The following is a 25023-nucleotide window of genomic DNA, read 5'->3' as shown; positions in this document are numbered from 1 at the left end:
GCCTGGCACGCCGCCGCGTCGACGTCCTATGGGCACTGCTGCGTGACAACCGACCCTTCGAGGCCGCCCCGCCGTCAAGGAAGGAACTGCCCGCAACGCCTTGACAAAGTCATTGAGAATCCACCGATTCTCGCCTGCTGCGCGACACCAGTTGGGCGCCCTGGCTGCGTTGCCGACGCTCGACGGGCATCCAGCAGGCCTTCGCGTCGGGCGCCTTGCCAGGCCACCCACCTAGTGCCGCTCGCGACGGCGACCATCGGTGGATCCAGGCTCAGGCGACCTGGAAGGAGCGCTTGGACAGCCCCATCCAGAACTCCCCGTCCGCGCCGATGACCTGCTCGGGCGCCGTGCCCGGGTCGGTCGCGGCACCGAGCGTCACGAAGAGCGGGCTGTAGTGCTCGACCGTGGGGTGGGCGTAGGGCATGCCGGGGGCGCGCGAGGTGTAGGCCGCGAGCTCGTCGACGTCGCCGCGGGCGAGCGCCTCGCCGGCCCAGGCGTCGAAGTCGCTGGACCAGCCGGGGGCTGCCGCCTCGATCCGGAACTCCCGCAGGTAGGGCAGCCCGTGCGTGAGGAACCCGGAGCCGACCACGAGGACGCCCTCCTCGCGCAGCGGGCGCAACCGCTCGCCGAGCCGCAGTAGCCGCTCGGGGTCGTGCGTGGGCAGCGACATCTGCAGGACGGGGATGTCGGCGTCGGGGTACATGATCTTCAGCGGCACCCAGGCTCCGTGGTCCAGGCCGCGCGAGCCGTGCTGGTGCACCGGCTCGGTGCTCGGCATCATCGCCGCGACCCGCGCGGCGAGCGCGCTGGCGTCGGGGGTGGCGTACTGCTCGGCGTAGTACTTGGGTGCGAACCCGCCGAAGTCGTAGACGAGGGGTGCGCCACTGGCGGACAGCGACACCGGTGCCGACTCCCAGTGGGCGCTGACGATGAGGATCGCGGTGGGGCGGGGCAGCTTGCCGGCCCAGGCCCGGAGCTGCCCGGACCAGACCGGGTCGTCGAGGAGCGGCGGGGCCCCGTGGCCGATGTAGAGGGCGGGCATGGTGCTCATGCCCCCATAATGCTTGTCTCTACAACTTTATTCCAGGGTCCAGTCGACGGGCTCGCCGCCCTGCTCGCGCAGCATCGCGTCGACCCGGGAGAACGGCCTGGACCCGAAGAACCCCCGGTGCGCCGAGAGCGGGGAGGGGTGGACCGACTCCACGCAGGGCACGTCGCCGAGGACGGGCCGCAACGACTGTGCGTCGCGGCCCCAGAGGATCGCCGCCAGCGGGTGGCCCGCCTCGTGGCGTCGTACGAGGGCCTCGATGGCCGCCGAGGTGATCGGCTCCCAGCCCTTGCCGCGGTGGGAGGCCGGCAGGCCGGGGGAGACGGTGAGCGCGCGGTTGAGGAGCATGACGCCGGCGTCGGCCCAGGCGGTCAGGTCCCCGTGGCGCGGCGGCACGATGCCGAGGTCGTCGCGCAGCTCGGTGTAGATGTTGACCAGGCTGCGCGGCAGCGGCCACACGTCGCGCTCGACGGCGAAGGAGAGGCCGATCGGGTGCCCGGGCGTGGGGTAGGGGTCCTGCCCGACGACCAGCACCTTCACCTGGGACAGGGGTCGGCGGAAGGCGCGGAAGACGTTCTCCCCGGCGGGCAGGTAGGTGCGCCCGGCGGCCAGCTCCTCGCGCAGGAACCGCCCCATCGCGGCCACCTGCTCCTCGACCGGGGCCAGCGCCTCGGCCCAGTCCGGGGCCATGAGTCCCTTCTCCACGAGTCCGCTCAGCGCTGCCACGGCCCCGAACCTACCCACCGCCGAGCCGGCACGTTCTTCCGGAAGGATGCGCCGGCTCGGCACCCCAGACCGGGTCAGCGGAAGGTCGCGCGCCGGGGGAGGTACGGCGGCACGCCCCGCTCCCCGACGAAGACCCGCAGCACGGCGTGGTGCGAGGCGTCGCCCGCGACGGCCGACTGGTTGGCCACGAGCACAGCCTTGCCCAGGAAGGTGGCGTTGCAGGGGGAGTCGAAGGGGATCTCCGAGCCGTTCTCGCCGGTCAGCGGGGCGGCCGGGAAGGAGTCGACCTCCTCGCCGGTCTCCGGGTCGATCTCGGCGATCCGGTTGGTCGGCCCGACCATCGCGACGTACACGTGCCCCGTGCGACGGCCGATGCCGAAGCCGTCGGGCAGGTCGGTCGGCTGCGAGGTCCACAGCACCTCGACCGCACCGGGGTCGCGGCCCTCGAGCGGCACGCGCAGGAGCGCGCCGTTGGTGGGCAGCGCCGCGCCGGTCGACAGCGTCTGCTGGGTGAGCAGGAAGGTCCGGTCCTCGGGCAGGTAGCGGATGCCGGTCGTGCCGAAGCCGGCCACGCCGTCCAGCACCGGGTCGCGCAGCCACTCGGTCACCTCGCCGCCGCGCGCCACGCGCCACACGACGCCGTCGCCGTAGTCCGTGACGTAGAGCCCGCCGGGGCCCCAGGTCGCGTAGTTGGGGACCGACCCGGCGGGGAGCGTGGCGACCGTGCGGAAGCGCCCGGTGCGCACGTCGAGGGTCAGCACGCGGGAGGTCGTGGTGTCGAGGACCACCAGCCGGCCCGTGCGGGTCTGGGCGGCGACCTGGACGCCGTGCTCGCCGGCGAGGTCCTGGCCAGGCACGGGCCACGACCGCAGGAGCGTGCCGTCCCTGGTCCACTCGAAGACCTTCGAGGCCTGCCCGTCCGGGGCGGCGTACGTGCCGGCGTAGACGCGGCCGTTGGTGTGGGCGTGGACGTACGCCGGCGCACCCGGCGACGGGACCCGCGCGAAGACCGTGGTGGTCCACTTGGCGACCGAGGCCCTGTCCGAGCCCGCGCCGGCGGCGTTCGACGCCTCGGCCGCCGCGAGCGGGGCGGGCGGCACGAGCACGACGGCCAGGAGGGCGGCCGCGGCCGCGCCGAGCAGCCGCCTCACAGCCGCTCACCGACCTCGACCGCGGCGCGCTCGCCGGCGCGGACGGCGCCGTCCATGTAGCCCGACCAGTACGTCGAGGTCTCGGTGCCGGCCCAGTGGACCCGCCCGAAGACTTGTCGGATCGCCGGACCGAAGTCGGTCAGCGTGCCCGGCGCGTGGATCGCCGTGGGACCACCGCCGGTCCACCGCTCCTCGGTCCAGTCCTGCTCGGTGTACTCCACGGGGGAGAGCGCACGTTCGCCGAACATCGCGGCGAAGCCCTGCAGCACCGCTTCGCGCCGCGCCCTGCGCGACAGCACGCCGAACTCGCGCCACGTCGAGCCGCCGACGAAGGCCAGCAGCACGCCGGGGGACCCGGAGGCCGGCGAGTTGTCGAAGACCGCGCGGGCCGCGCCGGAGTCGCTGATGCCGAAGCCGTTGAGGCCGTCCTCGCGCCAGAACGGCGTCTCGTAGACCGCGTCGCACTTCATCAGCTGCCCCATGTCCATGTGCCGCAGCAGCTGCAGGCGCCGGGTCGGCAGCCGCGGGAACCAGTCGATGTCGAGCACCATCGGCGGCGGGGCGGCCACGACGACCCGCTTCGCCCGGACCGTCCCGCGCGTGGTGCGCATGAGCACCCCGCCGTCGACCTGGGTGACCTGCCGGACGGCCGCGTCGAGGGCGACCGCGTCCCCGAGGCGCCGGGCCAGTCGCAGCGGGACGAGCTGGGAGCCGCCGACGAAGCGTCGCTCCTGCGCACCGTTCGCGGTGTCGGAGTTGCGCGAGAAGGTGCCGACGTTCTGCTCGTCGCCCGAGCACGCGACGTACCAGAGCACGAAGAGCAGGGAGAGCTCGTCGGGGTCGGCGCCGAAGCCGGGCTGGGTCCAGGCCTTGATCAGGTTGCCCACGCCCTCGGCGTTGAGGGCGTTGCGACGGATGAACTCCCCGAGGCTCATCGCGTCCCACTCCCGGGCGCTCGGGTGCGACCACGGGGCGCTCACGTCGACCTCGGCGGCCATCATGTCGATCCGCGTCAGCAGCACGGCGGCGTCGGGGAGGATGGTGGGGTCCGGCGGCACGGTGCCGGCGTACTCCTGGCGGCCGGTCAGCGAGGAGATGTAGACGCTGTTCCCCTCGTTGTGCTGCAGGAAGGTCCGCACCCCCAGCTCCTCGGCCAGCGCGGTGATCCGGCCCTGGGTCGGCCCCACGAAGGCGCCGCCTGCCTCGATCACGCCGCCGGCGCGCAGCTCGTGGTTGAGCACCCGTCCGCCGACCCGGTCGCGGGCCTCGACGCACAGCACGTCCAGCCCGCGGGCCAGCAGGTCGCGGGTCGCGACGAGCCCGGAGATGCCCGCACCCACCACGACGACGTCGACCGTGCGCGGCAGCCGGCCCTGGCGACCGGCGGGGGAGGCGGACCGGTCGCGCGCGGCCTCGGCCGCCCCGGCGGTGAGCAGCAGCCCGCCGGTCGTCGCGCCCGCGGCCAGGACGCTGCGTCGGGTCAGGGTGGGCCGCTCGGTGGACCGCTGCGCGCCGGCGTACGGCGGGGGCGGGAGGTGCAGTGCCATGGTGCTCCGATCGGGTCGACCCCCAGGTCGGTCCCAGAGTCGAACGTGAACATGTGTCAGTTTCAGGATGGGTACCCTACACTTCCCACCATGTCCGTGGAACGTGTCGCCGAGCACGAGGATCCTGCTGCAGCCAACGACGCTGCGACCGATCTCGTCACGGGTTCGGTACGCCGGGTGCCGACCCAGCAACGCAGCCGTCGTCGGGTCGAGGCGATCCTCGACGCCGCCGAGCGGCTGGTGCTCGCCGACGGGGTCGAGGCGTTGACGACCCGCGCCATCGCCGCGGAGGCGGGGGTGCCGGTGGCCTCGCTCTACCAGTACTTCGGCGACAAGGAAGCGGTCCTGCTCGCCCTCGCCGGTCGCGACATGGGGGAGATGGACGCCCAGGTCGCCGAGGACCTGGCCGCGCTCGAGGTGCTGAGCATCGCCTCGGTCGTGCGCACGGTGATGGGGGCCTTCGTGGCCGTCTACCGCCGGCGCCCGGCCTTCGTGGAGATCTACCTGCGCGGGCGCACCAACGTCGCGGTCGCCCGCTTCGGCCGCGCCCACAACGTCCGCGTCGCAGACGCGCTGCGCGCCTTCGGCCTCGAGCGCGGGCTGTGCCGCGAGGACCTCACGCTGGACGCCGCCACGCTGGTCGTCGAGGTCGGCGACCGGGTCTTCCAGCTCGCCTACGAGTCCGACCCCGACGGCGACACCGCACTCGTCGAGGAGGGCATCACGATGATGACCGCCTACCTCGAGCGCTACGCCACCGAGGACGGACTGCGAGGCGTCCCCGCGTGACCCCGACCCCGCAGGAGCTGCTCGCGGCCGCGGCCCGGCGCACCGCCGAGGAGGGCCTGGTCATCGGCACCGGCGGCAACCTCTCGGTGCGCGACGGCGAGCGCCTGCTGGTCACCGCGACCGGCGTCGACCTCGCCCGCTGCACCGCCGCCGACGTCGTCGCGGTGGGCCTCGACGGCACCCCGCTCGACCCCGCGGCGCCCGCACCGACGTCCGAGCTGCCGCTGCACCTCGGCGTGCACGCCGACGCTCGTTCAGGCGCAGGCGCAGGCGCCGGCGCGGTCGTGCACGTGCACGCCCCGTGGTCCACGGCCGCCGCGTGCGTGCTCGACGAGCTGCCCGTCGTCCACTACCAGCAGCTGCTGCTCGGCGGGTCGGTCCGCGTCGCGCCCTACGCCACTTTCGGGACCCCCGAGCTCGCTGCCGGCGTCCGTGCCGCGCTCGCCGGGCGCAGCGCCGCCCTCATGGCCAACCACGGGGCCGTCGTCGTCGGTGCCTGCCTCGACCAGGCGCTCGAGCGGGCCCTGCTCCTGGAGTGGTTGTGCGCCCTGCACCACCGGGCCAGCGCGCTCGGCGAGGTCCGCACGCTCAGCGAGGCGCAGCAGCACGAGGTCGTGCTCGCCGCGCTGGCCAGCGGCTACGGGAGCACCAGCAGCAGCACCAGCAGCAGCGGGAGCGGCACGGTCGCCGCCACGGACGACGGAGGTCGGGCATGAGGGTCAGCGTCGTCGGGGTGCACGTCCTGGATACCCACGTCATCGGGGTCGAGTCCATCCCGGAGGGGTCCGACGGCCAGCTCGTCGAGACGATCCGGATGTCCGCCGCCGGCACCGCCGGTGGCACCGGGCTCGTGCTGGCCCGCCTGGGCGCCGACGTGGCGTCGTACGGCGCCGTCGGGGACGACATGACCGCGGTGGCCCTGCTGACGCTGCTGGCCGAGGAGGGTGTCGACGTCACGGGACTCGTGCGCAAGCAGGAGCACCAGACCTCGGCCTCGGTGATCCCGGTGCGACCCTCGGGCGAGCGTCCCGCCTGGCACTGCATCGGCGCCAACGGCGCCTTCACCGTCGCCGACCTCGACCCGGCAGCGCACCTGGCCGACCACGTGCACCTCGGCGGACCGGAGTTCCTCGGCGGCGAGGCCGCCGGGCAGGTGCTGGCCGCCGCCCGCACCGCGGGCGCCACCACGTCCCTGGACGTGCTGGCCCCCGGCGACCCCGACCTGCTCGCCTGGATCGCCGAGGCCCTCCCGCACGCCGACTACCTGCTGCCCAACGACGAGCAGGTGCTCGGCTTCACCGGCGCCACCGACCTGGCCGAGGGGGCCCGCGCCCTCGTCGCGGCCGGTGCCGGCTGCGTCGCCGTCACGCAGGGCGCCCGCGGCGCGCTCGTCGTCACCGCCGACGAGGTGGTCGAGGTCCCGGCGTACGCCGTCGACGTGGTCGACACCACCGGCTGCGGCGACGCGTTCTCGGCCGGCTTCCTGCGCGGCCGCTCCCTGGGCCGCTCGCTGGCCGACAGCGCCCGTCTCGGGTGCGCCACCGCCGCCCAGGTCGCCTCGGGCCTCGGGACCGACGCCGGCACCTACGACCTGGCCGCCGTCGAGGCGTTCATGGCGACGAGGCCCACCCGCTGACCTGCAGCCTCCACGTGCCAGGTCGAGCAGGCAGGACTTCCTGACGACCTGCCCGATCGGCCACCCCGAACGGGCAGGACCTCGGACAGATGTGCCCGCTCGGCCACCTCGAGTGGGCAGTAGGGGGTCAGCGGCCCGCGCGGACCGGCTGGCGCAGCAGGTCCTCGAGCCGCGCCAGCAGGGCGGCCCGCAGCGCCGGCTCGGCGAGGTCGAGCAGCGCCTCGAAGCGCGCGGTGCCGGGGGCCGTGTGCGGCTCGAGGGCGAGGGCGTCGAGCAGGACCGTCACGTCGCCGGTGGTGAGGCGGGCGGGGTCCAGCCGGGGCAGGAGCTCGCGCACCCGGGTCGGCACGGAGATCGGCCCCTGGGCACGCGCGGCAGCGACGGCCCGCTCGAGGATCCCCGCCAGCCGCTCCGGCTCGGTCGCGGCGGCGACGTCCACGACCAGCCGGACCGTGGCCGGGCCACCCGACCACGACGGCTGCGCCTCGGCGTACCACCCCAGCAGCGTGAGCTGCTCGGCCAGCGTGAACGGGTCGCAGCCCTCGGAGGTCCACAGCGCGAGGACCCCGGCCTCCGGCTCGGCGGCCAGGTGGACGCCGGCGAGCGGGTCCACCGCGGCGGCCAGCAGCTCGACCGCGCGGAGCACGGAGCCCGCGGCGAGCAGGTGCCCGTCGAGGCCGTGGGCGGCGACCTCGGCCCACGCGGCCGCGGCGCCGGGCACCGTGCGGGGCGCGGACGCGAGACCCGGTCCGTGCGGGGCACAGGGCGCGACGGGCACCGCGCTGCGCTGCAGCAGCAGCGTCGTCGCCCCGTGCTGCAGCGGCAGGTCGAGCACGAGCGAGGTGACGCCCGGGGCCGCGAAGCCCCAGGTGGGACCCACCCGGCCCAGCCGCTCCCCGCACGCCAGGAGCCAGCCGCCCGCGCGCGCGTCGACGTGCAGCGGGACCCGCTTGGCGCTCGCTGCCGTGCCGATCCAGGTCACCGGGTCCACGACGCCCAGCGCCGGCGAGGGCGCCGAGACCACCGCCAGCACCGTCTGCTCGTCCATCGCGTGGGCCATCGGCCCCACCTGGGCCCGGGCCGCGCCGTCGGTCGGGACGACCACGGCGCGCACGCCCAGCGCCCGCGCCGCCCGGAGGTACGCCGGGTCGCCGGTGTCCGGGAGCACCAGGCTCGGTGCATGCAGCCCGGGCCGTGCCTCGCGCGCGGCGAGCACGACGCGCAGGGCCGCGTCGTCACCGCCGCTGGTGACCTCCCCCGCAGCACCCTCGGGCGCGTCGAGCAGGTCGAGCGCGAACCCCACGAGTCGGCGCTCCGGCTCGGACAGGGACACCCGCGCGGGTGCCGCACGCCCGCCGTGCACGGTCTCGTCGGCCGGCCCTGTCGACGTCGTCGAGCTGCTCGACGTCGTGGCCATCCGACCCCTCCCCAGGTGTCCGTGCCCGGCGGGCGCCGTCCGGCTCCCTGCGGCACGAATCTAGGACCGGGGTCGGGCCCGGGGCGCCGGGTGAGCGGACGGCGCCGGATGACCCGATCGGGCTACTCGGACGAGCCTGGCGGACACGGGGGCGTGGTGCTCCGTCCCGGCACCGGGAGCGGACCGGCGACCACCGGTGGGTCGAGGCTCAGCGAGCCAGGCTGCGCGAGCCCTGCGAGGAGTAGCGCCGCGAGGGGTTGGCGCCGATGGCGTCCTTGCTCGCGGCCTCGTCCGCCGGCGTGCGCGGGGCGGCGGCCTTCGTGCTGCTCCCACCGGCGGCCTTGGGCTTGGTGCCCTTGGCCTTCGTGCTCTTGGCCTTGGCGGCGGCCTTGGCGGGGCGCTTCGTCGCGCTCGTCGTCCCCGCGGGCTCCTCGGCCTGCGCGTCGGTGGACCACTGGTCGATCCATTCGTCGAGGACCGTCCAGGTCGTCCCGCGCGCAGCGCGACCGGTGAGCATGCCGAGGTGCCCGCCCGGGACGATCTCGAAGCGCACCTCGCGCGAGCCCTTGAGCAGGGGCGTGACCGCCTTGACCGCGGCGACGGGGGCGATCCCGTCGGTGGCACCGGCGAAGACCAGCACCGGGACCTTGATCGAGCCGATGTCGATGGTGCGGTCGTCGAGCTCGAACGTGCCGCCCTTGAGCGCGTTGGCCTTCACGAAGCGGTGGTAGAGCTGCCCGAAGGTCCGACCGGGGTAGGCGATCATGTTCTCGGTGAACCGGTCCACGGCCTCGATCTGCGCGAGGAAGTCGGCGTCGTCGAGGTGGGTGGCCACCGCGAGGGGCTTGGTGACCAGCTTCTGGAACGAGGAGAGCTGGAAGGCCCACTTGACCAGCGGCTTCGGGGCGCCGCCCATGAGCTGGTAGGTCCGGGTGATCGCGCCCTTGCCGCCGCCCAGGGTCAGGCCGAGGTTGAGCAGCGGGCGCAGCGGCGCCACGAGCGGCACCAGCGAGACGTCGAACGGCGAGCCGACGACGGTGAGCGAGGCGATCGGGAGGTCCGGACCGTCGGCGGTGGTGAGCAGGCTGAAGATGCCGCCCAGGCTCCACCCGACGACGTGGACGGGGCGACCGCCGGCGTGCGCGGAGACCTCGCGGATCGCGGTCGGGACGACCTCCTCGATCCAGTGCTCCATGCCCAGGTTGCGGTTCTTGAAGGAGACCTCGCCGTACTCCACCAGGTACGTCGGTCGCCCGCTCGTCACCAGGTGCTCGGCGACCGAGCAGCCGCGGCGCAGGTCGTAGCAGATCGACGGCGCGGCCAGCGGGGTCACGAGCAGGACCGGGTCGCCCTGCTCCTTGACCTTCGCGACGGGGCGGTAGTGGTAGACCTCGCGCAGCTCGCCCTCGTCGATGAGGGTGCGCGGCATCGGGCGCAGGTCGGCGAGACCGCCGTACAGCACCTTCTGCGCCACGTTGCTCGCGGCGCTGACCACCTGGTCGGGCTTCGGGATCCGATCCACGACATCCACCTCCTCGGTGAAAACTACTCCCCACCCTTTCGGGTTACGCGGGTCGTCCGTCACATGAGGTCGCGGCGTACGCCGTCGCGGCGGCCGACCGGGGCGGGAGCCCGACGCGGCTGGAGGGTCAGGAGCCCGACGTCCGGACGTCCTTGTCGTGCACGCCGGCGTCGGAGAGGCCGGTCATGAACGAGGCGGCCCACGCCTGCACGTCGTGCTGGGTGACCTGCTTGCGCATGGCGCGCATCCGGCGGGTCACCTCCTTCTCGTCGGCCTGGTAGGCCTCGAGCAGGGCCGACTTCATGCCGTTGATGTCGTGGGGGTTGACCAGCCACGCCTGGCGCAGCTCGTCGGCCGCGCCGGCGAACTCCGAGAGGACCAGGGCGCCGTCGTCCTGGTAGCGGCAGGCGACGTACTCCTTGGCCACGAGGTTCATGCCGTCGCGGTAGGGGGTGACGACCATGACGTCGGCCGCGGCGTACATCGCCGCCATCTCCTCGCGCGGGTAGGAGGAGTGGAGGTAGTGGATGGCGGGGCGCCCGATCCGGCCGTGGTCGCCGTTGATCCGGCCGACCAGCCGCTCGATCTCGTCGCGCAGCAGGCGGTACTGCTCGACCTGCTCGCGGCTCGGCACCGCCACCTGCACGAAGACCGCGTCCTCGACGTCGATGTGCCCCTCGCCCATCAGCTCGGCGAACGCGCGCAGCCGGGCGTAGATGCCCTTGGTGTAGTCGAGGCGGTCGACACCCAGGAAGACCTTGCGGGGGTTGCCCAGCGCCTCGCGCAGCTCCGCGGCCCGCGCGACCACGCTCTCGGAGCGCGCCATCTCCTCGAAGCCGCGGGCGTCGATGGAGATGGGGAAGGGCGCGGCCCGCACGGTGCGGCCGTCGGGAAGGTAGACCAGGTCGCGGTGGGTCTTGTGGCCCACGCGCTGGCGCACCAGGCGCACGAAGTTCTGCGCCGCGCCGGCGAGCTGGAAGCCGACCAGGTCCGCGCCCAGCAGCCCCTCGAGGATCTGGCGGCGCCACGGCAGCTGCTGGAAGAGCTCGGCCGGGGGGAAGGGGATGTGGAGGTAGAACCCGATGCGCAGGTCGGGCCGCAGCGTGCGCAGCATCTGCGGCACCAGCTGCAGCTGGTAGTCGTGGACCCACACCGTCGCGCCCTCGGCGGCGAGCTCGGCGGCCCGCTCGGCGAAGCGCTGGTTGACCTGGACGTAGGAGTCCCACCACTCCCGGTGGAACTCCGGCTTCGCCACGAGGTCGTGGTAGAGCGGCCACAGGGTGGCGTTGGAGAAGCCCTCGTAGAACTCCTCGATCTCCTGCGCCGACATCGACATCGGCGCCAGCTCCAGGCCGTCGCTCTCGAAGGGCTCCAGGTCGCTGTCGGTGCCGCCGGGCCAGCCGATCCAGATGCCGTGGTTGGCGCGCATCACCGGCTCGATCGCGGTCACCAGCCCACCGGGCGAGGTGCGCCAGCCCTTGGTGCCGTCGGCCAGCTCGACCCGGTCCACCGGCAGCCGGTTGGCGACGATCACGAGGTCGTAGGGCACGGGCCCACCCTAGGCCCGGGGTCCGGGGCACCGATCGGGTGAAACGCGGTACGCCGGTGCGGGTTGGTCCGGGTGGGCTGTCCGTGGGGCTGTCGGTGGGTGGGCTGTCGGTGGGTGGCTGTCGGTGGGGCGCGCGGCGTGTCGGTCTCCCGGGGCGCCCCCTTCGTCGCAACCACCCTTCTCGTTCGTCCCTCACGAGAAGGGGGCCAGGCCCATCCACGCTCCTCCGGGGGCGCCCCGTCCGACCGCCACGCCGCGCGCCCCACCTCCCCGGTCCAGGGGTTCGGTGACTCGGCCCTGGTTCGAGGGTGACTCGGCCCTGGTTCGAGGGTGAGTCGGCCCCGGTGCGACGGGGACCGATCAGGTCGCGTCGTAGGTGACGCCGACCTGGCGGCGTACGTCGTCGAGTTGGGCCATGACGGCCAGCGTCTGGGCGTGGGGGACCAGCGGGCTCTCGCGCAGGCCGGCGCGGACGCAGCGGTCGACCTCGGCCACCTCGTGGGCGTAGCCCCGGCCCACCACCGGTTCGGCGCCGTGGATCTCGAACGGCTCGTCGTAGCCGCTGGCGTCGTTGGTGGAGCCGGCGCGGAAGGGGCGGAAGACGGCCTTCTCCGGGTGGTGGAACTGGCCGTGGAGCTCGAGGCGGCCGCGGTCGGTGGCGAGCGCGGCGGAGCGGTCGGACCAGGAGGTCATGGAGGCCGAGAGGGTGGCGAGGGCGCCGCCGGGGTAGCGGCCGGCGATCGCGACGTCGAGGTCGACGCCGCGCTCGGAGAGGGAGGCGGTGGCGACCAGCTGCTCCGGCTCGCCGAGGAGGAGGTGGGCCAGGGTGAGGGGGTAGATGCCCATGTCGAGGAGGGCGCCGGCGCCCAGGGCGGGGTCGAGCAGCCGGTCGTCGGGGTCGGCGGCGACGACGAAGCCGAGCTCGGCGCGCAGCTGGCGCGGGGTCCCGAGCTCGCCGGCCCGCAGGCGGCGGCGGACCTCGAGGACGACCGGGTGGCAGGCGGTCCACATCGCCTCCATGAGGAAGACGTCGTGCTCGCGGGCCAGCCGGACCATCTCGGTGGCCGTGGGGAGGTCCAGGGTCAGCGGCTTCTCGCACAGCACGTGCTTGCCGGCCTCGATCGCCATCCGGGCGTGCTCGAGGTGCAGGGCGTGGGGCGAGGCGACGTAGACGACCTCGACGTCGGGGTCGGTCACCAGGTCGGCGTACGAGCCGTGGGCGCGGGCGCCCGGCGCGTGCTCGGCGACGAACGCGTCGGCGGACTCCTGGCGGCGGGCACCGACGGCGACCAGTCGGGAGGTGGGGACCAGGGCCAGGTCGGCGGCCACCGAGCGGGCGATCTTCCCGGTCGCCAGGAAGCCCCAGCGCACCGGCTCCGGGGAGCCGGCGGACGGGGTCGGCGGAGTGGTCTGGGCGGGCGTCGGCACGTCAGCACCCTACGGGCGGTCAGGACCGGTCCCGGCGTGTGCGGCGGTCTAATCACACAGGTGTGATTCCGTGCTCTACAGTGGGGCACGACCACCGGACCCCACCTGCGGAGAAGTCGCCATGGAGCCACAGGCCCACGCACCCAGCCTCGAGACGCCCGCCGGCTCCGACGCGCTGTCGGAGCGCGACCGCGACATCCTGGAGTTCGAGCGCCAGTGGTGGAAGTACGCCGGCGCCAAGGAGACCGCGGTCCGCGAGAAGTTCGACATGAGCTCGACGCGCTACTACCAGGTCCTCAACGCGCTTATCGACCGGCCCGAGGCGCTCGAGGCCGACCCGCTGCTGGTCCGCCGGCTGCGCCGGCTGCGCGCCGCACGCCAGCGCCAGCGCTCCGCCCGCCGTCTCGGCTTCGAGGTCTGAGGCCGTGGCCTCCCGCCGCGCACGCGACCAGCGGGGCGTGGTCCTGCCCTCCCCGCTGGTGATGCTCTCGGTCATCGCGGTGGCGATGGCCGCCATCGCCTTCGTCGCCACCCGGGGCGGGGAGCCGACCGAGCGCGAGATCACCCCGGCCGCCCGCGACGCCGCGACCCCGTCGGCCACGCCCACCGAGACGTCGAAGCCGAAGCCGAAGTCGAGGAAGACCGAGGAGCCCAAGCCCGCCGTCGAGCGCGGCGAGGTGATCGTGGAGGTCTACAACAACTCTCCCGTCACCGGCCTGGCCTCCCGGGTCGCCACCCGCGCCACCGGCGCCGGCTGGCAGGTCGTCGGCACCGACAACTGGTACGGCACGATCCCCAGCACCACCGTCTACTTCCCGCCCCGCCTCGAGCAGGCCGCGAAGATGCTCGCCCTCGACCTCGGCGTGGACCGCACCGCGGCGGCCGTCGCCCCCATGCGGATGGACCGGCTCACGCTGATCCTCACGGGCGAGCTGGACTGAGCTCTTCCTCGCGACCGGTGGTCACCACCCGTCCGGGAGGGTCGGGCCGTGATGGACTCCTCCCCATGGACGTGACCTCGCCGGAGGGTGAGCAGCGGTACGCCGCCCTCGTCCGCGCCGCCGCCGCGACCGTCGTCGGGCTGGACTTCGACGGGACCCTGTCGCCGATCGTCGACGATCCCGAGCGGGCGCACATCCACCCCGCAGCGCGCGACGTGCTCGTCGCGCTCTCCCGCGAGGTGCGCGCCGTCGCGGTGATCACCGGCCGCCCCGCCCGCCAGGTGCTCGACCTCGGGGGCCTGGAGGAGGTCGGCACGGCGATGGCCGAGGCCGGCAGCGAGCTGCACGTCTTCGGTCAGTACGGCAACGAGCGGTGGTCCTCCAGCCGCCGCCGCATCCTCTCCCCGCGACCGCCGCGCGGCCTGGCCACCTTCGAGCGCGAGCTGCCACGGCTGCTGCGCGAGCACGACGCGTCCGCGGCGTACGTCGAGGACAAGGGGCTCGCGGTCGCGGTCCACACCCGGCGGCTGCCGCAGCCGGAGGAGGCCTTCGCGGCGCTCCTGCCCGCCCTGACCGGGCTGGCCGAGCGGCACGACCTGGTCGTCGAGCCCGGCCGCAACGTGGTCGAGGTGCGCTCGCCGGGGATGCACAAGGGCGTCGCCGTCCGGACCCTCGCCGAGGAGCTCCAGGCCGGGGGCTTCCTCTTCGCCGGGGACGACCTCGGGGACCTGCAGGCCTTCGAGGCGCTCGGCGAGCTCGCGGCGGAGGGCATCGCGACCCTGCGCGTCTGCTCGGCCTCGCAGGAGGAGTCCGCGCTCCAGGAGCTCGCCGACCTAGTCGTGCCCGGGCCGGATGGGGTGCTGGGGCTGCTCGCCCGGCTCACCGAGGACGCCCGCGCCGCGCGCACCTGACCCCCCACGACGTACGACGGCCCGCCCCCCGACGTGCGGGGACGGGCCGTGTCGTGCTGGAGCCGCTGCGGCTCAGGTGGGCGGCCGGGCTCAAGCCGTGGGGCGCTGCGGGCCCTCGGGCGGCTCCTCGCCCGCACCGCCGACCGCGCCGCCGGTCACCCCTCGGGTCCTTGTCCGTCGCCCCCGGCGCGGAAGACGGCCCCGAGCGGGGTGGCCGCCGCAGCGTCCTCCTGGTCGCCGTGGCCGTCCTGGCCCTGGTCCTCGTCGGCGGTCTCGCCGCGCTCGGCCTGGCCGGGGGCGAGGACGCCGAGCCGCTCGCGGACCCCGACGCGAGCGGCAGCAGCAGCCCCACCGCCACCGGCAGTGCCGAGGCGGGCAGCCCGCCCACCGGTGCGCGCCCCGTGGTCGCCGCCGAGCCGGCGTACCGCTCGGTGCGCTTCGAGGTCGCCGTCGAGGTCGACGGCGAGCCGGTCGAGGACGTGCCGCTCGAGGTCGACACCGGCGCGGGCTGGCGCTCGGTCCAGCCAGGGGCTCTCGACGTGAGGACGACGCGCGGCGCCGAGCGCGCCTGCGTGCAGGTGCGCGTGGCCGGCTCCGCCGTCGACGGCGTACGACGGTGCGGACGCTCGCAGCCGCCGACCGTCGCCCTGGTCCGCGAGCAGCGCCCGTGCACGCGCACGATCGACGGGACCGTCTTCCCCTGCACCTACTACGCCGTGCGGGTGGCGGGGCTGGCCCCCGGGACGACCCCGCGCGCGGAGGTGCTCCCCGTCGGGGCGCAGCCCTGGTGCCAGGACCCGGCGATCGGGGCGCAGTTCTGCCGCCGGGTGGAGGTCGACGAGAACGGTCGCGGCGTCATCGACCGCTACTTCGCGATCCTCACCGACTCCGGCAGCGCCCGACTGCGGGTCGACGGTGTGACGAGCGCCCCTGTCCGCCTCTTCTGCGGCGAGCCCTGCGCCTAGGACGCACGTGCTCGTCCCGCATCGTGGACAACGTGTCCAGATGCCGGACCGTCGGTTCGTCGGTCCCCAGGGCCCACCCGTACAGTTCTGACCAGCTCATCGAGAGGGACTGAGGGAACGGCCCGACGAAGTCCCGGCAACCGCCACGAGCCTCCGCCCCCGACCAGCCGGTCGGACGCGGTTCGTGGAAACGGTGCTAATTCCGGCCCGGCGCGAGAGACGCGACCGGGGAAGATGAGGAGGAGGACTCAGTGAGCACTGCGACCATCACCCCGACCGTGTCCGAGGCCGCGACCGGCAGCCTGCTGCGCGAGGGCGCCTTCGGCAACGCCCGCTGCCTCTCCTGTCGCGAGTGCGGCCACGAGGTCGAGCTCGGCCCGCACTACGCCTGTCCGGAGTGCTTCGGCCCGCTGGAGGTCTCCTACGTCTTCCCGGCGATCACCCGCGAGGAGATCGAGGCCGGCCCGCGCAACATCTGGCGCTACAAGGCGCTGCTGCCGGTGCCCACGGACATCGAGCAGAGCCCCAACACCGAGCCGGGCTTCACCCGCCTGCTGGAGGCCCGCAACCTCGCCGCCGAGCTCGGCCTCGCGCGGCTGTGGGTCAAGGACGACTCGACCAACCCCACCAACTCCTTCAAGGACCGCGTCGTCGCGTGCGCCCTCAGCGCCGCGGTCGAGATGAAGGCCAAGGTCTTCGCCTGCCCCTCGACCGGCAACCTCGCCAACGCCGTGGCCGCGGCCGGTGCCCGCGCCGGCATCAAGACCGTCGTCTTCATCCCGAGCAACCTCGAGAAGCCCAAGCAGGTCAACTCCGCGGTCTACACCGACTCGCTGGTGGCCGTGGACGGCAACTACGACGACGTCAACAAGCTGGCCTCCGAGATCGCCGGCGAGGAGGAGGGCTGGGCGTTCGTCAACGTCAACGTGCGCCCCTTCTACGCCGAGGGCTCCAAGACCCTGGGCTACGAGATCGCCGAGCAGCTCGGCTGGCGCCTGCCCGACCAGGTCGTCATCCCCGTCGCGTCGGGCTCGCAGCTCACCAAGGTCCACAAGGCCTTCCGGGAGCTGGTCGAGCTGGGCCTGGTCGAGGACAAGCCGGTCAAGATCTTCGGCGCCCAGGCCACCGGCTGCTCGCCGGTCTCGACCGCCTACAAGGCCGGCGTCGACGCGATCCGCCCGGTCAAGCCGGACACCATCGCCAAGTCCCTGGCCATCGGCAACCCCGCCGACGGCATCTACGTGCTCGACATCTGCCGCCAGACCGGGGGCGCCGTCGAGGACATCACCGACGAGCAGGTCCGCGAGGGCATCCTGCTGCTCGCCCGCACCGAGGGGATCTTCACCGAGACCGCCGGCGGCACCACGGTCGGCGTGCTGAAGAAGCTCGTAGAGACCGGTCAGCTCGACACCTCGCTCGAGACCGTCGTCATCAACACCGGCATGGGCCTGAAGACCCTCGACGCGGTCGCGGACCACGTCGGCGCCGCCGCGACCATCAAGCCGACGTACGCCGCGTTCTCCGACGCCGGCATCGTCTGACCCGTTCCCGCCCAGTCCGATCCAGGAGCACCGTCGCCGTGAGCGTCTCCGTCCGCGTCCCCACCATCCTGCGCACCTACACCGGTGGTGAGTCCGAGGTGAGCGCCTCCGGCGCGACCCTCGCCGAGGTCCTCGACGACCTCGACGCCTCCTACCCCGGCATCAAGGCGCGGATCCTCGACGACAACGGCGCCCTGCGACGCTTCGTCAACGTCTACGTCGGCGACGAGGACGTGCGCTTCCTCGACGACCTCGCGACCGCGACCCCCGCCGGGGCGAAGGTCTCGGTCATCCCCGCCGTCGCGGGCGGCTGACCCGTGCCGGGGCTGTCGAAGGAGCTGACGCCCTGCCGCACCGTCACGGTCGAGGAGATCGCCTCGGCCCCGGTGCGCTTCCGCAACAGCGTCGACCTCGCGACCACCCCGGAGCGGCTCTTCGAGGTCCTCGCCGACGCCTCCGCCTGGCCGCGGTGGGCCAAGGCGATCACCCGGGTGGAGTGGACCAGCCCGGGCGCTGACCAGGGCGACATCGGTGCCGGGAGCACCCGCACCGTCCACATGCGCGGCGGCATCGTCGGCGAGGAGGAGTTCCTGCTGTGGGACCCGCCGCGGGCGATGGCGTTCTGCTTCACCGCCACCAACGCCCCCGGTCAGGAGGCCTTCGGCGAGCTCTACGAGGTGGAGCCCACGGCGACCGGGTGCCGGCTGACCTGGACGCTGGCCATGTGGCCGACCGGCGCCCAGCGCTGGAGCGTGCGCCTCGGCTACCCGGTCCTCGACCAGACCTTCGCGTGGTTCCTCCGGCGGTTGCGCGCGCTCACCGCGACCGAGTGAGCCCTCACGCGTCGGGACGCGGCCGAGCGGCACGGGTGCTCATCCCGCGACGAGGTCGACCAGCACGGCGTGGCCCCGGGAGTCGATCCTGACCGTGGCGGTCCCGGTGCCCGCGGCGAGCGCCGCCTCGAGCCGCCTGGCCTCGTCGTCGGAGGTGAACCACGACTCGATCCCGCACGAGAGCCGCCACCCGCCCTCGCACGCGAGGTAGGGCCCGTGGTCGGGGCGCTCGGTCACCATCGCGGTCGAGCGCCAGGTCCCGTCCTCCTGCTGCTCGAGCAGCAGGAAGACCTCGCCCTCGACCGTGCGGCGGGTCTCCAGCTGCAGGTCGGGGTAGTCCAGTTGGGTGTAGGCGCCGCGGAACGGGTCGACCGGGTCCAGGCCCGCGACCCGGAGGAGGTACTCCTCCCCGGTCGCGTACGCCGAGAGCCGCGGCGCGACCGCGACGCCGACGAGCACGAGCTGGACCACCGCCACGAGGGCGATGCGGGTAGGCCTGCGCTGGGTCGTCGTCATCGCTGTCCTCCGATCCTCACAGCGCCTCGGCCAGGCGGCGCCGGCCCCGGTCGACGGCCAGGCCGGTGCCGACCAGCACCACGCCCAGCACCAGGAACAGCCAGGCGCCCTCGAGCACCGGCGCGAAGACGGTGAACGCCTGCAGCGTGGTCACGACCACGAGCGCGGCGGTGGCCAGGACGGTCAGGCGGCCGCTCGGGCGCACCGTCCCGTCGACGGCGAGGGCGATCGCGGCCCCGGCGCAGAGGGTGATGCCCAGGACGGCGTGGGTGACGTCGGCACCGTTGAGGTCCGCCGTCCCGTCGGCACTTGCCTCCCACAGCACCAGGCCGACCGACCCGGCGAGCGCGGCGGCGCCGATGCCCAGCTCGGCCCGGTCCAGGGCCGTGCCACGCGCCAGCCCCGCGGCACCCAGCAGCCCGGCCGCCGCGAGGAGCCCCCAGGTGCCGGCGCCCGGTTCCCAGTCCTCGGCCACGACCGGCGGGAAGGCGCCCACGGTCACGGCGACCAGCACCAGCAGGGCGCCGACCTCGCGCCAGGCGGTCGCGAAGGCCGGCAGCCACCGGGCGTGCAGGGCGGCGACGGCCAGCGCCGCCAGCCCGTACCCACCCAGCGAGACCACGAACGCCAGCCCGGACCAGGCGGTCTCCAGGCTCGCCCACAGCACGTAGACCGTGCCCGCCGTGACACCGACGAGCAACGGGAGCAGCGCCTCCACGGCGTACGCGTGGACGAGTGCGGCCGCCGCCCAGCAGCCCACCAGCAGCGGCTCGTACGCCGGCACCTGCAGGGTCTGCGCGGACTGGAAGACCAGGGCGCCGACCAGGAGCGCGGCGAGCAGGCGCACCGTCCCGACCAGGGGCGGCGGGGCCGACCGGCTCGCCAGCACCTCGGCCCCGACCAGCGCGGCCAGCCACACGAAGGCGACCGCGACGACGCGTACCGTCGGCGACAGCGACTCGATGTTCGCCGCGACCAGCCAGATCACGCCGACGCCCACGAAGAGGCCGCCGATCGCGGTCAGCAGGCGCACCACCGGCAGGCGGCGGGTCGAGGCGGCGTACCGCCCCAGGATGGCCTCGGACTGCCGCGCGTCGATGGTCCCGTCGCCCTGCCACAGCCGGACCTGGTCCTCGAGCCACTCCAGGCGCGCGGACGAGATGGTGGTCATGGGTACAGCATGGCGCCGGAGGGCCTCCCGGTGCGGGAGTCGTCGTGCTCGGGTCGGGGGGACCTCGGTCCCCAGCAGGGGGCGGGTCGAGCCGGCTCCTAGGGTGGCGCGCATGCCCACCGTGCTGCTCGCCACCTGCTCGCTGCTCCCCGACGGCGAGGAGGCCGGGCACCTGCTGGTGCCGGCGCTGGCCGAGCACGGGATCGACGCCCGCTGGGTGGTCTGGGACGACCCGGCCGTGGACTGGGCCAGCGCGGACCTGGTGGCGGCGCGCTCGACGTGGGACTACCACCGCCGCCTGCCGGAGTTCCTGGCCTGGGCGCGGGCGGTGGAGGCGCAGGTGCCGCTGCTCAACGGGGCCGACGTCTTCGCCTGGAACGCCGACAAGTCCTACCTGCTGGACCTCGCCGACGGTGCCCTGGCGGTGCCGGTCGTGCCGACCCGGTTGCTCGAGGACCGGGACCTGGTGCCCACGCTGCGGGCCACGATCGAGGAGCTCGGCACCGTGCTGGTCAAGCCCCGCACGGGTGCCAACGGGCTGGGCGTGGTGCTCGCGGAGTCCGTGGCCGACCCGCGGCTGGAGCACCTCACGGCCGGGCCGTGGGTCGTGCAGCCGGTCGTCGAGTCGGTGCGTACCGAGGGGGAGACCTCGGTCTTCGTGCTGGGTGGTCGCGCGACCAGCCAGGTCGACAAGGTCCCGGCCGACGGCGAGGTGCGCGTGCACGAGGCGTTCGGGGGGCGCTCGCGCCCGGTCGAGCTGCGCGCGGAGGCGGTCGAGGTCTCCCTGGCGGCGGTCGCTGCCGCCGTACGTCGGCTGGGACGGGAGCTTCCCTACGCCCGGGTCGACCTGATGCGGCTGGCCGACGGCACGCTCGCGGTCAGCGAGCTGGAGCTGATCGAGCCCGGGCTCTACCTCGACGTGCACCCGGACAACGCGCAGCACTTCGCCGCCACCGTCGCGGAGGCGCTGGCCGCCCGCTGAGGCGGGGGAGGCGTTTGCACTCGCCGGGTGCGAGTGCTAAACATGACGGTGGCACTCTCCTCATGAGAGTGCCAAGACACCCCGGTCCGGGGAGTCGAGGTCGCACCCCATCGGCGGGAAGGGTCCGTCGGTGGCGCGGCCGTCCGTCGCGGGCGACTGACCGGACCTCCACAACTCTTATGTTGCGAGGAGATCGCAGGAGTTATGCCGAAGCTGATTGCATTCGACGAGGAGGCCCGCCGCGGCCTCGAGCGGGGCATGAACACCCTCGCCGACGCCGTCAAGGTGACCCTCGGTCCCAAGGGCCGCAACGTCGTGCTCGAGAAGAAGTGGGGCGCCCCCACGATCACCAACGACGGTGTGTCCATCGCCAAGGAGATCGAGCTCGAGGACCCCTACGAGAAGATCGGTGCCGAGCTCGTCAAGGAGGTCGCGAAGAAGACCGACGACGTCGCGGGCGACGGCACCACCACCGCGACCGTGCTGGCCCAGGCCATGGTCCGCGAGGGCCTGCGCAACGTGGCCGCCGGCGCGAACCCGATGGGGCTCAAGCGCGGCATCGAGGCCGCCGTGGCCGCCGTCTCCGAGAAGCTCCTCGGCATGGCGACCGACATCGAGACCCGTGAGCAGATCGCGGCCACCGCGACCATCTCCGCCGGTGGCGACACCACCGTCGGCGACGCCATCGCCGAGGCGATGGACAAGGTCGGCAAGGAGGGCGTGATCACGGTCGAGGAGTCGAACACCTTCGGCATCGACCTCGAGCTCACCGAGGGCATGCGGTTCGACAAGGGCTACATCTCGGCGTACTTCGCGACCGACATGGAGCGCATGGAGGCCGTCCTCGAGGACCCCTACATCCTCATCGCCAACCAGAAGGTCTCCAACGTCAAGGACCTGCTGCCGATCCTCGAGAAGGTCATGCAGTCGGGCAAGCCGCTGCTGATCATCGCCGAGGACACCGACGGCGAGGCGCTGTCGACCCTGGTCGTCAACAAGATCCGCGGCACCTTCAAGTCCGTCGCCGTCAAGGCCCCGGGCTTCGGTGACCGTCGCAAGGCCATGCTGCAGGACATCGCGATCCTCACCGGCGGCCAGGTCATCTCCGAGGAGGTCGGCCTCAAGCTGGAGAACACCGGCCTGGAGCTGCTCGGCCAGGCCCGCAAGGTCGTCATCACCAAGGACGAGACCACCATCGTCGAGGGTGCCGGCGACGCCCAGCAGATCGAGGGTCGGGTCAACCAGATCCGCGCCGAGATCGAGAAGTCGGACTCCGACTACGACCGCGAGAAGCTCCAGGAGCGCCTCGCCAAGCTGGCCGGCGGCGTGGCCGTCATCAAGGTCGGCGCGGCCACGGAGGTCGAGCTCAAGGAGCGCAAGCACCGCATCGAGGACGCCGTCCGCAACGCGAAGGCTGCCGTCGAGGAGGGCATCGTCGCCGGCGGTGGCGTGGCGCTCATCCAGGCCGCCGCGGGTGCCTTCGACAAGCTCGAGCTCGAGGGTGACGAGGCCACCGGCGCCACCATCGTGCGCCTGGCCACCGAGGCCCCGCTCAAGCAGATCGCGATCAACGCCGGCCTCGAGGGCGGCGTCGTGGCGGAGAAGGTGCGCAACCTGACCCCGGGCCACGGCCTGAACGCCGCCACCGGCGAGTACGTCGACATGCTGAAGTCCGGCATCATCGACCCCGCCAAGGTGACCCGCAGCGCGCTGCAGAACGCCGCCTCCATCGCGGCGCTCTTCCTCACCACCGAGGCGGTCGTCGCGGACAAGCCCGAGAAGGCTGCCCCGATGCCCGGCGGCGACGGCGGCATGGGCGGCATGGACTTCTGAGTCCCGCCGCTCGTCCTGGCTGACGAGCACAGCAGCACCAGAGAGGCCCCGGCCGCGTGAGCGGTCGGGGCCTCTCGGCGTCAATGCGTCCGCGTGTCGTGGGGTTGTGCCCCTGGGCGAGCGCTCCGGCGCCCGCCCAGGGGCACGACCCGGACTCGTCACGGACCTCGGGCAATGCGCGCAGCAGCTCCTCGGGAAGCGTCAGCACCGGCTTGCCCGGCTCCTCGGACATCCGGGGTGCGTGGGGGCGACGCGGGCCGGTGGGAGCGGGGTGCCGCCGCGCCCTTGCTCAGCTGTCCCGGAGCCGACCCGACGTGAGCTCTGCCTGATCGGCCGCAAGACGGCCACTGGTCGCGCCGGCATGGTCGTACCCACCGCGGAGGCGACCGCTCGACAAGGTGCCGTACTCGCGAGCGACGTGCGCGTCGATCGCCTCCTCCTGCGACCGCAGCACCGGCAGGTACCGAGCCGAGTCGGCGCGGGTGCCCGCCATGACGTGCGCGTTGGTCTCCTCGAGCCGCTCACCGATGCGGATCGCGTACGAGCGGAGAAAGGTCGCTCGGAAGCTCGGGGACCGCGTGCGCGCGTTGGCGCCGCCCGCGCTTCCCGCTTCTGTGAGCGCTCGTTGCGCCTGGACCAGCAGCGAGGTGAAGAGGAGCTCGACAGCCGTTAGGTCTGCCGGGAAGCCGACGACCTCGCTCATGTCGAGACCGCTCAGGGCGACGGTCCGGCACCGGGTCTGGGTGGCGACCATCTGCAGCAGGAGGGACTTGGCGTCGACGTACGGCGCCTCGATGGCGATCCTGACGGTGGCGGGCGAGCCGACGGGCCGCCCGATGTCGAGCGCCGCCTGGTCGATCGCGTGCCGGGTCATCAGCTCCTGGGCCTTGGCGGTCAGTGCCGCTGCCTCGGCCTCGAACTCGGTGGACTCAGCCTTCGCCAGGAGGCCGCGGACCTTGTGCAGCGCGGGGTCGGAGGCGCTCTGACCCAGCTGTGCTGAGGCAGGGCTCCCGGGCGGCGGGATCAGCGCGCGGAGGGCTGGCAGGGCTCCCAGCCTGATCAGGAGCTCGCCGGTGCGGAGGTAGGCCGTCGCGCGGTCCAGACGGCACCGGTCGCGCCACGACGCGAACCACCGGGAGTGCGGCGCCGCCTCGCCGAGCTCGTCCACCTGGTCCTGCCAGCGGGGGTCGACCAGACGCGTGCCGTGCTGGCGGAGGTGGTGGTCGAGATGACGGCGCAGGTGGATCGCGACGAGACGTCCGGCGACGTGGTGCTGCCGTCGGGCGATCCGATGGATCTCCGCGGGCTGCCACCCGTGCGCCACCATCGCCTCGACCTGGTCCGCGACCAGGAGCTCGGCGACCTCGTCGGCTGCAGCGACCGGCAGCTCCGCCAGGGCTGCCAGGAGCTGGGGTCGAGGCGTCGAGCGACCGAACGAGCTCGCGTCCCCGAGGATCCGTGTCCAGAGGTGCAGCGCCTTGTCTCGTGCGTCCGGCGACCCGGAGGTCGGTCCCGACCGCGGCGCACCGTGCGGGTCGCCGAAGGGTGTTGCAGGCGCGTCCTGGCCCGCGGAGGGCGAGGGTCCCCGGGGGGCGCCGAAGGGGGACGGTGGCCCGTCCTGGTTGCTCGGCCGTGATCGCGCGGCGTGCTGGTCCCGCGCGCGCTGTCGTGCGCGGTCCTTGCTCCTCGCGGCCCTGCGCGACTGGCTGTTCCTGCCCATCTCGGCTCCTCCCGACCGGACGAGCCTAGGGATGGTCGAGGCCCTCGGGTGGCGCTCGTCCACAGGTCCTCTGGCTTCGGCTGCGAGGAGAGCGCGGTCCCGGGGTCGAAATGCGGGTCGAGGTGGGAGTCGAGGCCCCAGGACGCGGTGGGGCGCGAAGCTGCACCTCGACCTCCACCTCGACCCGGCATGATCGGGGCGTGCCCGCCGGACTGCTGCTCGCCGCCGGGGCCGGTTCCCGGATGGGGCGGCCCAAGGCGCTGGTGCACGACCAGCGCGGATCCTGGCTGCAACGGGCCGTCGCGGTGCTGCGCGAGGGCGGCTGCCACCCGGTGGTCGTCGTGCTCGGTGCCGCACCGGAGGCGGCCGACCTCCTGCCCGACGGGGTGCGGGCCGTCCATGCTGCCGACTGGTCCGAGGGCATGGGTGCCTCGCTCCGAGCAGGGCTCGCCGAGCTCGAGGACGGCACCGCGACGCAGGTCGTGGTCACCCTGGTCGACCTGCCCGACTTGGTGCCGGCCGTCGTACGACGACTGGTGGACGCCGCGGGGCAGGTCGGTCCGGCGGCGCTCGCGCGGGCGGCGTACGACGGGGAGCCGGGCCACCCCGTGCTGATCGGCCGCGACCATTGGGCGGGCGTGCGGGACGTCGCCCGGGGCGACCGGGGCGCGCGCGACCTGCTCGCGGCCGGCGACGTGCTGCTCGTCGAGTGCCGCGACCTCGCCGGTGGCCAGGACGTCGACGCCCTCCCTCCCGCGCCGTGACCGGTCCCGCCGGTGCCGGCCCGGCCGGTGGCC

General features: G+C 73.8%; 24 protein-coding genes and 1 riboswitch. Of the genes, 13 read left to right on the top strand and 11 right to left on the bottom strand.

Annotation, left to right across the window (positions count from 1 at the left end):
* Positions 1-271 precede the first annotated feature (271 nt).
* The 4 genes from ACYVID_RS02305 to ACYVID_RS02290 all read right to left on the bottom strand — a co-directional run bounded on the left by ACYVID_RS02305 (position 272) and on the right by ACYVID_RS02290 (position 4472).
* Positions 272-1051 carry a dioxygenase family protein gene (locus ACYVID_RS02305; RefSeq protein WP_300643998.1) on the bottom strand — a complete coding sequence of 260 codons (780 nt, stop codon included), beginning with the start codon at positions 1049-1051 and terminating at the stop codon, positions 272-274.
* Positions 1052-1078: 27 nt separating this feature from the next.
* On the bottom strand, positions 1079-1774 hold the full coding sequence (locus ACYVID_RS02300; RefSeq protein WP_460734012.1) for a uracil-DNA glycosylase: 696 nt from the start codon (positions 1772-1774) through the stop codon (positions 1079-1081).
* Between the two features lie 74 nt (positions 1775-1848).
* Positions 1849-2925, bottom strand: a complete 1077-nt coding sequence (locus ACYVID_RS02295; RefSeq protein ID WP_460734010.1) for an NHL repeat-containing protein — start codon at positions 2923-2925, stop codon at positions 1849-1851.
* Positions 2922-4472, bottom strand: a complete 1551-nt coding sequence (locus tag ACYVID_RS02290) for a flavin monoamine oxidase family protein (RefSeq protein WP_460734008.1) — start codon at positions 4470-4472, stop codon at positions 2922-2924. The genes ACYVID_RS02295 and ACYVID_RS02290 overlap by 4 nt, the downstream gene beginning before the upstream one ends.
* Positions 4473-4562: 90 nt before the next feature.
* Here ACYVID_RS02290 and ACYVID_RS02285 point away from each other — a divergent pair, with 90 nt between their 5' ends.
* From ACYVID_RS02285 to ACYVID_RS02275, 3 genes are read left to right on the top strand one after another with little or no spacing between them, the layout of a single operon-like run.
* Positions 4563-5261: a TetR/AcrR family transcriptional regulator gene (locus ACYVID_RS02285; RefSeq protein WP_460734006.1), complete on the top strand. Its 699-nt coding sequence runs from the start codon at positions 4563-4565 to the stop codon at positions 5259-5261.
* Positions 5258-5977 carry a class II aldolase/adducin family protein gene (locus ACYVID_RS02280; protein WP_460734004.1) on the top strand — a complete coding sequence of 240 codons (720 nt, stop codon included), beginning with the start codon at positions 5258-5260 and terminating at the stop codon, positions 5975-5977. The genes ACYVID_RS02285 and ACYVID_RS02280 overlap by 4 nt, the downstream gene beginning before the upstream one ends.
* The gene (locus tag ACYVID_RS02275; protein WP_460734002.1) at positions 5974-6897 is read left to right on the top strand and encodes a carbohydrate kinase family protein; all 924 of its coding nucleotides are present in this window, start codon (positions 5974-5976) and stop codon (positions 6895-6897) included. Before ACYVID_RS02280 ends, ACYVID_RS02275 begins: the two co-directional genes overlap by 4 nt.
* Positions 6898-7024: 127 nt before the next feature.
* Here the strand turns inward: ACYVID_RS02275 and ACYVID_RS02270 are convergent, their stop codons facing one another.
* The 4 genes from ACYVID_RS02270 to ACYVID_RS02255 all read right to left on the bottom strand — a co-directional run bounded on the left by ACYVID_RS02270 (position 7025) and on the right by ACYVID_RS02255 (position 12813).
* Positions 7025-8314, bottom strand: a complete 1290-nt coding sequence (locus ACYVID_RS02270) for an aspartate aminotransferase family protein (protein ID WP_460734000.1) — start codon at positions 8312-8314, stop codon at positions 7025-7027.
* Between the two features lie 208 nt (positions 8315-8522).
* A complete protein-coding gene (locus tag ACYVID_RS02265) occupies positions 8523-9836 on the bottom strand; it encodes an alpha/beta fold hydrolase (protein ID WP_460733998.1) in 1314 nt (437 codons plus the stop codon).
* 127 nt (positions 9837-9963) lie between these two features.
* Positions 9964-11385 carry an alpha,alpha-trehalose-phosphate synthase (UDP-forming) gene (locus tag ACYVID_RS02260; RefSeq protein WP_460733996.1) on the bottom strand — a complete coding sequence of 474 codons (1422 nt, stop codon included), beginning with the start codon at positions 11383-11385 and terminating at the stop codon, positions 9964-9966.
* Positions 11386-11745: 360 nt separating this feature from the next.
* Positions 11746-12813, bottom strand: coding sequence for a Gfo/Idh/MocA family protein (locus tag ACYVID_RS02255; protein WP_460733994.1), 1068 nt, complete (start codon positions 12811-12813; stop codon positions 11746-11748).
* 121 nt (positions 12814-12934) lie between these two features.
* On the opposite strand from ACYVID_RS02255, the gene ACYVID_RS02250 reads away from it, so the two are divergent.
* From ACYVID_RS02250 to ACYVID_RS02220, 7 genes are all read left to right on the top strand, one after another.
* Positions 12935-13234 (top strand): DUF3263 domain-containing protein, encoded by a 300-nt coding sequence (locus ACYVID_RS02250; protein WP_300646061.1) that lies wholly within the window; start codon positions 12935-12937, stop codon positions 13232-13234.
* A gap of 4 nt (positions 13235-13238) precedes the next feature.
* Complete coding sequence (locus ACYVID_RS02245) at positions 13239-13754, top strand: LytR C-terminal domain-containing protein (protein ID WP_460733991.1); 516 nt, start codon at positions 13239-13241, stop codon at positions 13752-13754.
* 65 nt (positions 13755-13819) lie between these two features.
* The gene (gene otsB / locus ACYVID_RS02240) at positions 13820-14665 is read left to right on the top strand and encodes a trehalose-phosphatase (protein ID WP_460733989.1); all 846 of its coding nucleotides are present in this window, start codon (positions 13820-13822) and stop codon (positions 14663-14665) included.
* A 170-nt stretch (positions 14666-14835) separates the two neighbouring features.
* Positions 14836-15630, top strand: a complete 795-nt coding sequence (locus ACYVID_RS02235) for a hypothetical protein (protein ID WP_460733987.1) — start codon at positions 14836-14838, stop codon at positions 15628-15630.
* A 93-nt stretch (positions 15631-15723) separates the two neighbouring features.
* A riboswitch (SAM riboswitch) is annotated at positions 15724-15871 on the top strand.
* Between the two features lie 10 nt (positions 15872-15881).
* Positions 15882-17171, top strand: a complete 1290-nt coding sequence (gene thrC, locus ACYVID_RS02230) for a threonine synthase (protein WP_460733985.1) — start codon at positions 15882-15884, stop codon at positions 17169-17171.
* A 38-nt stretch (positions 17172-17209) separates the two neighbouring features.
* The gene (locus ACYVID_RS02225) at positions 17210-17485 is read left to right on the top strand and encodes a MoaD/ThiS family protein (RefSeq protein ID WP_460733983.1); all 276 of its coding nucleotides are present in this window, start codon (positions 17210-17212) and stop codon (positions 17483-17485) included.
* A gap of 3 nt (positions 17486-17488) precedes the next feature.
* Complete coding sequence (locus ACYVID_RS02220) at positions 17489-18004, top strand: SRPBCC family protein (protein ID WP_460733981.1); 516 nt, start codon at positions 17489-17491, stop codon at positions 18002-18004.
* A gap of 39 nt (positions 18005-18043) precedes the next feature.
* Here the strand turns inward: ACYVID_RS02220 and ACYVID_RS02215 are convergent, their stop codons facing one another.
* Positions 18044-18520 (bottom strand): GDYXXLXY domain-containing protein, encoded by a 477-nt coding sequence (locus ACYVID_RS02215; protein WP_460733979.1) that lies wholly within the window; start codon positions 18518-18520, stop codon positions 18044-18046.
* Between the two features lie 16 nt (positions 18521-18536).
* On the bottom strand, positions 18537-19691 hold the full coding sequence (locus ACYVID_RS02210) for a DUF2157 domain-containing protein (RefSeq protein WP_460733977.1): 1155 nt from the start codon (positions 19689-19691) through the stop codon (positions 18537-18539).
* Positions 19692-19803: 112 nt separating this feature from the next.
* On the opposite strand from ACYVID_RS02210, the gene ACYVID_RS02205 reads away from it, so the two are divergent.
* Complete coding sequence (locus ACYVID_RS02205) at positions 19804-20673, top strand: ATP-grasp domain-containing protein (RefSeq protein ID WP_460733975.1); 870 nt, start codon at positions 19804-19806, stop codon at positions 20671-20673.
* A gap of 204 nt (positions 20674-20877) precedes the next feature.
* The gene (gene groL / locus ACYVID_RS02200) at positions 20878-22506 is read left to right on the top strand and encodes a chaperonin GroEL (protein ID WP_460733973.1); all 1629 of its coding nucleotides are present in this window, start codon (positions 20878-20880) and stop codon (positions 22504-22506) included.
* A 289-nt stretch (positions 22507-22795) separates the two neighbouring features.
* Here the strand turns inward: groL and ACYVID_RS02195 are convergent, their stop codons facing one another.
* The gene (locus tag ACYVID_RS02195; RefSeq protein WP_460733971.1) at positions 22796-23833 is read right to left on the bottom strand and encodes a DUF2786 domain-containing protein; all 1038 of its coding nucleotides are present in this window, start codon (positions 23831-23833) and stop codon (positions 22796-22798) included.
* A 593-nt stretch (positions 23834-24426) separates the two neighbouring features.
* Here ACYVID_RS02195 and ACYVID_RS02190 point away from each other — a divergent pair.
* Positions 24427-24990, top strand: a complete 564-nt coding sequence (locus tag ACYVID_RS02190) for a nucleotidyltransferase family protein (protein ID WP_460733969.1) — start codon at positions 24427-24429, stop codon at positions 24988-24990.
* Positions 24991-25023 lie beyond the last annotated feature (33 nt).

This window comes from Nocardioides ginkgobilobae, assembly GCF_054781275.1.
The sequence above is the reverse complement of the archived record's forward strand: the minus strand, read 5'-3'. Positions and strand labels throughout refer to the sequence as shown.